6 protein-coding genes are annotated in these 6,902 nt (G+C 30.8%); 1 reads left to right on the top strand and 5 read right to left on the bottom strand.

What is annotated here, in order from left to right; translation table 11 throughout:
• The first annotated feature begins 165 nt into the window (after window positions 1–165).
• Window positions 166–753, top strand: coding sequence for a recombinase family protein (locus tag DP120_RS17430; RefSeq protein WP_276310411.1), 588 nt, complete (start codon window positions 166–168; stop codon window positions 751–753).
• A gap of 90 nt (window positions 754–843) precedes the next feature.
• On the opposite strand, the gene DP120_RS17425 is transcribed toward DP120_RS17430, so the two are convergent.
• The 5 genes from DP120_RS17425 to DP120_RS17405 all read right to left on the bottom strand — a co-directional run bounded on the left by DP120_RS17425 (window position 844) and on the right by DP120_RS17405 (window position 6,652).
• Complete coding sequence (locus DP120_RS17425) at window positions 844–2,052, bottom strand: hypothetical protein (RefSeq protein ID WP_112224908.1); 1,209 nt, start codon at window positions 2,050–2,052, stop codon at window positions 844–846.
• 268 nt (window positions 2,053–2,320) lie between these two features.
• Window positions 2,321–3,763: a hypothetical protein gene (locus DP120_RS17420; protein WP_112224907.1), complete on the bottom strand. Its 1,443-nt coding sequence runs from the start codon at window positions 3,761–3,763 to the stop codon at window positions 2,321–2,323.
• Window positions 3,760–4,800, bottom strand: coding sequence for a hypothetical protein (locus DP120_RS17415; protein ID WP_112224906.1), 1,041 nt, complete (start codon window positions 4,798–4,800; stop codon window positions 3,760–3,762). Before DP120_RS17415 ends, DP120_RS17420 begins: the two co-directional genes overlap by 4 nt.
• Window positions 4,801–5,079: 279 nt before the next feature.
• Window positions 5,080–6,099 (bottom strand): type II TA system antitoxin MqsA family protein, encoded by a 1,020-nt coding sequence (locus DP120_RS17410; protein ID WP_112224905.1) that lies wholly within the window; start codon window positions 6,097–6,099, stop codon window positions 5,080–5,082.
• 160 nt (window positions 6,100–6,259) lie between these two features.
• Window positions 6,260–6,652 (bottom strand): type II toxin-antitoxin system MqsR family toxin, encoded by a 393-nt coding sequence (locus DP120_RS17405; RefSeq protein WP_112224904.1) that lies wholly within the window; start codon window positions 6,650–6,652, stop codon window positions 6,260–6,262.
• Window positions 6,653–6,902 lie beyond the last annotated feature (250 nt).

Below are 6,902 nucleotides of genomic sequence, written 5' to 3'. Positions count from 1 at the left end.
GCTGCCCCACCTGCAAACTAGCTCAAGTGGGGAATTTTATTCCGGCTATAATGGGGAAAATTAAACCGGCGTTGACAGTATTTATAACGGAAATATGTTTGTGGCTCTCTACATCGCAAACGGTGGCTCTATCTTCCGCAATTGATGGATTAATTTTACGCATACGTGGCTCATTCACAGTGCAATATTCACCGGCAATTGGAAGCCATGAAAAAAATGGGCATCACTGACCGGGACATATATTTGGACAAGCAAAGTGGAAAAAACTTTGAACGGGCAAACTATCAGTTATTGAAACGGGTTATTCGAAAAGGAGACGTTTTGTACATCCATTCACTGGATCGGTTTGGCCGGAACAAAGAAGAGATTCTCCAGGAGTGGAACGATCTTACGAAAAATATTGAAGCGGATATTGTGGTGTTGGATATGCCGTTATTGGATACGACTCAATACAAAGACAGTATGGGGACATTCATTGCGGATTTGGTTTTGCAGATTCTATCTTGGATGGCCGAGGAAGAACGGGAACGGATCCGGAAACGGCAGCGCGAAGGCATCGACTTGGCCCTCCAAAATGGCATACAATTTGGCAGGTCCCCTGTTCTTGTTTCAGAGGAATTCAAGAAGGTTTATAGAAGATGGAAAGCTAGGGAGCTAACAGCAGTTGAGGCTATGGAAGAAGCGGGAGTTAAAAAGACCAGTTTTTACAAATTGGTTAAAGCACTCGAAGAGGAAACAACCAACACTATATAATAGAAGAAAGTCAGGCGAATTTTGATATTTCCTTACTTTCTTCTATAATAAAGAAATTTATAATGCTTCACTAGTTTAAAAAAATTTATATTAATAGTGCTCGTAATCACTTTCCATCTCTCTTCGTGCTTCCCATTCCATTTCTTCCAAGATTTCATTTTGATGAGAAAGCATACTATCTACAGCGTCTAAAAACGCAAATAATTCATTAAAGCAAAGGGAAACATTGGTTACATCAAACCTTACCTTTTTGTCAAAATGGAATTTCAAAAATTTATTAATTGGATATCTAAATTTGTCGGAAGTAATATCTAAATTGTGCAGTTGTTTAATATAGAGCTCGACATCAATAATAGTTGAATTGTCATCGGGAACATCAGAACGTAGAATTATATGATCTTTTATTACATTCCAAAGTCCTTCTATACTATGCTTTTTATTTTTCATTTTATTTGCTGCGGTTTTATAATCGAATTGACAGTCTTCGACTAAAATACGCTTTAAAGCCAATTCCACTCCATTTCTATACATATAACACATTGGTAAGAACAGAGAATCATTTCGGTTAACTTTGATTATTTCATGTAAAAAATCACCACTCTCCATATATCCCTGAATATAGGGATAAAAATTGTTCTTAAAATTTTTCCAAATCACGGATTGTTCATGATAACTCCCAGTAGATACTAAGAAACTTGGTTCAAACTTAATTAAGTCCGTGCAATCAACTTCCTCTGACCTGTGTGAAATTATATTTAACATCTTATACGCAGTATTCATATTGGTACCTAAAACTTTCAAGTTAATATGAGTTTGCTGTTGAAAAAATGCGGTCATTTTAAAACTGAAGGGGTATCTGAACATATCAGACTGCTCATCATATTCGGATATGTCAGAGAGAAAAGTCGCCAACCATTCCCTTTCACTTTTCTTTAATTTAATATCTTCTGCTTGTACTAACACATTTATCTCATCATATGCATCTTTTAGATTGTGTCTAACCCTACCGATAAACTTTTCTCTATCATTCTGTATAGTTATATATTTAAAGGCTATAGATTTTAAGATAAGCTCCAAACTTTGTCTGTATAAATAAGTTATACTGAATAGCCAAAAATCTTTCTTGCTATTTTCATTTGTATTTAAGACATGATTCACTAATATATTCGCAGCTGATATAAAATTTTCCGAATAGATGTAAAACTCCCGTTCGACATCATCCGAATTTTTTATTTCTACTAAAGGTGAATTCATTCTATCTACAAACTTAAAGTTCCCCTTTTTTCTTGGCCAAATCATTATACTCCCCACTTCTTCATTACTCTTATTAATTCGATTGATTTTATAACTAATCAATCGTGAATATTCTTTCTATAATTTTCAACATGCGAACTAGTAAATCAAGTCATAGTTCTGTTCATGTTTTTAATGACATGATCTATCATTTTAAAATCTGCACCTTTTTTTTACTGGACATGAGTTTTGAACCTCTAAAAGGCTATTAAAAGTAAATTGTTTTGATCAAACTGTTGCTAAAAAGCAAGTGTAATATTCTTTACTTTAGAGGCTATTCTTCAAAAAGAGTATTTTTGATTTGAATAGTCTTAAGAGGAGAAAGATTTTTATAGGTAAAGATAGAAGCAAGTATTACTTGATTCTCAGAAAAGTCCTCCATCAAGATATTCATTGTTTCTTTAATGTTTTCTTGATCAACTTCCCGGCCACTAGGTGAATCCAGTACTATAGGTAACTTAATATCCAAGACTTTTTGAATTTCTATGATATAAGCCATTTTAAAAGAGAAAACAATCTTATGTAATACAGCTCCACTTAAAGATTTCAAATCTGAAGTAAAAATATAATCTGTTTTAGGATCGATTACATCATCAACTCCAAGTTTTTTTGCATACTTCGATATTGTATTATGCAAATTAGTCACTATACTATTGTTAACAATAATTTGATTGTTTATTTCTTTTTTCAGCTCTTTGCTTTTCTTAGTTAATTCATCAATTATTTTTTCAATTCTCTTAGGATTAATATCAATATTGGCAATTTGATTATCGAATTTCTCAATTTCACTTTGAATATCTAATAAATTTCGAGAAGCATTAAGTTCTAGATTTAGCTTTGTTAATTCTTTATTTGTGGTAGCGAGTTTTACCTTTATCATACTATAGCGGGTATCAATATAAGTTTGGTTGTCACTAAAGTGAGTTATTGTTTCTTTTGTGACCGGAATAGTTATGCCCGTCTCCGGATCGGAAACTAATAACTTCATCTTTTCAATAAAGTTTGTAAAATTCATGTTTTCTTTTTTTACTTCTTCCAGTGATTTTAAATTTATTTCTAATTCGTTTTTGTCGAATATAAGTAGTTGAATTTTATTCTCTAATTCTGAAGGATAGTCTGGAAATGCAATGTTTTTTGAAGCTTTTGAAAGATGTTCTTTATAGTGAATTAAGTTTTGAAGTTGACGATATTTTTTTAGTTCTGTTTCAATTGCTTGTCTTTTCCCTTGTAACTCAGACACATCGCGATTTGCTAACCCTTGAATTAATTCTTCGATATTGAACCGAATACTTCCAATAACAATACCTCTGTTTAGTAAAGTCCATCCTTTATCTTGATCCATATAAATCGCACCAAGTAGATTTTGTAAAATATAGATGTTAGCTGTTCCCCAAATAATGCTATGTAATTGCATTTCATCTTCTGGCAGTACAAAAGTGTAATTATCCGTCTCATTTACTTTTAAATTGATGAAATCATTCACTCTCCGTGCTTGAAAAGTTCCTTTTTCAGTTTTGAAACTACATGTTACTTTGCTCTTATGAAACTTAATTTTCTTTGTGCCTGGTACATTATATCCCAGGGAATAAAAGAGATAGCGAAGCATTGTTGATTTCCCAACACTATTTTTATTACTCCAAATCAAATTAAATTTATTGTCGAATTCAAACTTTTTTTGTATTCCATCATACTCAATTTCTAAGTAGTTGATTATCATAGTCCAGCCGCCTTCTTTACATTTTCGATACTAAATCGATTCTTTAAGATTTGAAATATTACTAGTCTAATTATGCCTTCAGTAATTTCGGAATCTATTCGATCGTTTTCCATCACAGAACAATAATTAGACCAGTGATTATCAATGAAAGTCTGAGAAGCTATTTTCCTTTTTAAATCGCGATTTTCTTTCAAAAAGTCGTTATAGTCTGTAGTAACTTTAGATACAAGCTCAAATTGTTCAGACTTTTTATTAATGTATTTACTATATTTTGCTTTAATTTCTGTTATTTGGCCTTGGTCATAATCTTCAAAGAAAGGGTTATCTTCTGAGACAGACGAACTCAAAACAACTAGTGGCCAAACCAATTCTTCTTTAGTTAATTTCACTTTTTTTTGAGTAGAATTCTGAAAAAAGTTTTTTTGCCAATGACTGAGTAAATCTTCTGCGAGTCCTTCAGTTAGTTGGGCATCATTTACAAACCGTTTAACCGAAGAGCTAATTATTCTATATCGAGTCTCTTGATCCTCACCAAAAAAGGGGAAGGCACATAATTGAAGTTTAGTAGTGTCTAATTTTGATAAATCTAAATTGTATTTCGTAGCAGCAGCTTTAATATATTTATCAATAATTTTCTGTCCGTCCTCTTTTAGCTCTGAGTATTTATATATTGCGTAATCATTGCCCCAAAAGTAATCAAGGCTTTTTTCTTTCAGAGGATTATTTATGTTTGATATATAGATCAATTTCTCGTAATCTCGTTGATTTGAAGCATTAATTAAAGTTTTTAATCCATCTTTTAACTTAGTATAAGTATTAGTTCCAGGAGTAGGATCTTCTTGAGATTTTGCTTGAATATAAATGTTCTTGTTATCTTTTAGAAGGATTTCAATGTCTTCTATATTTCCTTCGACTTTGAGTGAGAGCAATTCTTTTATATTTTTTAATGCCATTAGGATAGCTGCATTGCTTTGAAAATCCCACCCGAAAGCTGAGGAAGTTGCATTTGTATCAATAACTACTTTTTCACTTTTCATTATTTACACCTCTAAAATAGACTTTTCTAAAAGTATATACAAAATCAACTAGAAAATGTAAAAAACGATAATATTGATACTTCAAATAAAAAACTAAAAGCTTAAGTTTTAGAAAACAAATGAAGAAAATAAATTATAACCGTTTGTTATAAGCTTGTTGAATAAAAAAATTACACCCGTTATCTAGGTGTAATTTGATGGAATTTAATTATAATTTATTAATTAAGAAAATTAATAAATAATTTTTCTTCGAATATAGGTGAAATAAATATCATGAATTCATCTTATATACTCCCTATCCATATTTAGGTCTTCAGCATATTCATATGAAATCAATTTTTTATTCTGTGTTTCAATCCAGCATTTCTCTTCGTGAGAGAAATTTTTAATATCAGAAGAGTACATTCCTTTAAATTTCTCATATACAAAATTCAATATTTCAATTTCCTTTTCACTTAGTAAATCTTCATATGATTTTTCTATTATTGAAGATGTAAAAGATCCATGCTCATTTTCAATTATTTCAACCCCTTCAATATTATCGTAAAGTGTTTGGAATTTTTCAGGCACTGGTCCATAATAATCCCTTATGTACTTAGCGCCACTTAATGATTCTTTATACTTTTGGAAGAAATAATAATCTGCATAAAACATTAATTTATTTAATTTAGTTAAATAAGGACTATCTTTTTTAGAGAAAAACAAAACCATACTCGAAAACTTCTTAAAATCAAATTCCTTATAACCACTATAAGCATCTGGAACATGATGAAATATCTCTTTGATTTCATTAATAATTCCTTGTTCATATTGATTAGAAGGCATCAAGCTAGTTAATAAAGCTTTTAATTCAGTTGATTTTTCTTCTCCTATTTTTTCAGAGTTTTTCATCAAGTATTCCATCATTTTTTCAGGATGTTCACTATCTTTTAGTATTTGATTTTGAGCAGGCGTTGGTAAAGAACCTCTTTCGTACCTAGAAATAGTAATCTCACCAAACCCAAGTAAATGGGAAAACTCTCTTTGTTTCAAATTATACTTTTTCCGTAAGTTCTTAATTTCCTCTGGAAAAAGAATTCCATACTTTTCTCTATACAAGTCAAAAGCTTTTCTTTGATTTTCAGAGTCATATTCTTTATGAAACAATTCTTCCGCATCTTTATGCTTGTCACTAACACAATAAACTCTTTGTCCCTTAATAATAAAGTCTTCATTTCTAACGTTATAAAAAAACTCTTCTTCTTTTACTTCGAATTCTTCTGCATCATGGTCACATAAATGGCAAAATAATTTTTCCATTTTGTACCCTCCTAGTATATTTACTTATCTACTTTATCTACTTTATCTACTTTATCTACTTTTTCTTATACTTTATTATCTTATGTTTTATGCTATTTATTTAAATGTTAGATTAAAACGCAGTACAAAAAAGACTACGTTTTCACCTAACATATGTACTCTATTCAGTAATTGGGCTTAGTTTATCTTTTCCGTATGGATAAGTTATTGGTTTAGCTGCCGAATGAAAAGACATCATCAATAAGTCATCTCTGCGGTCTCGAAAAGTCAACTTAATGTAAAGTGAAGTATGCGGATAAGAAAGATCCGGAAAAATATCCTCTATCCCAAATTCCATAACATCTTGTGTTGGATATTTGTGATCTTTAGTGGGACCTTGATAATAGTTTTCGTGTGTAAGTTCTTTAACCATTTCGAAACCATCATCAAAGCTTATCCCTAAAACGCCTAATGTATATTTTTCTTGTTGACCTTTAATGAAATCAATTTTACCTTGTTCAATAAAGAGTCGGACTTTCTTCAAAAAATCTTCTATTTCCGAGACTTCAATCATTTTTTCACCTCCTGGGGTCTTAGGCACCTATATGGTATTACGATTATACAAAAGAAAAGTCAAAAAGTACACCAAAAATAATCAATTGATAACAAATTATGCGTTATATGCTTTTATTTAAACTTTTTTCTTCTGAATTGATAATAATCATTTATTTATTCTAAAATACTTTCTAAATAATTTTATAGTTTCAGTACATCAAGCCTTTACAATAAGAGGTTATATAACCACCTAAAATTCCATATACTCC

Origin of the sequence: Planococcus halotolerans (assembly GCF_003289955.1) — a bacterium.
GTDB lineage: Bacteria > Bacillota > Bacilli > Bacillales_A > Planococcaceae > Planococcus > Planococcus halotolerans.
This window is presented reverse-complemented; position numbering and strand designations above follow the sequence as displayed.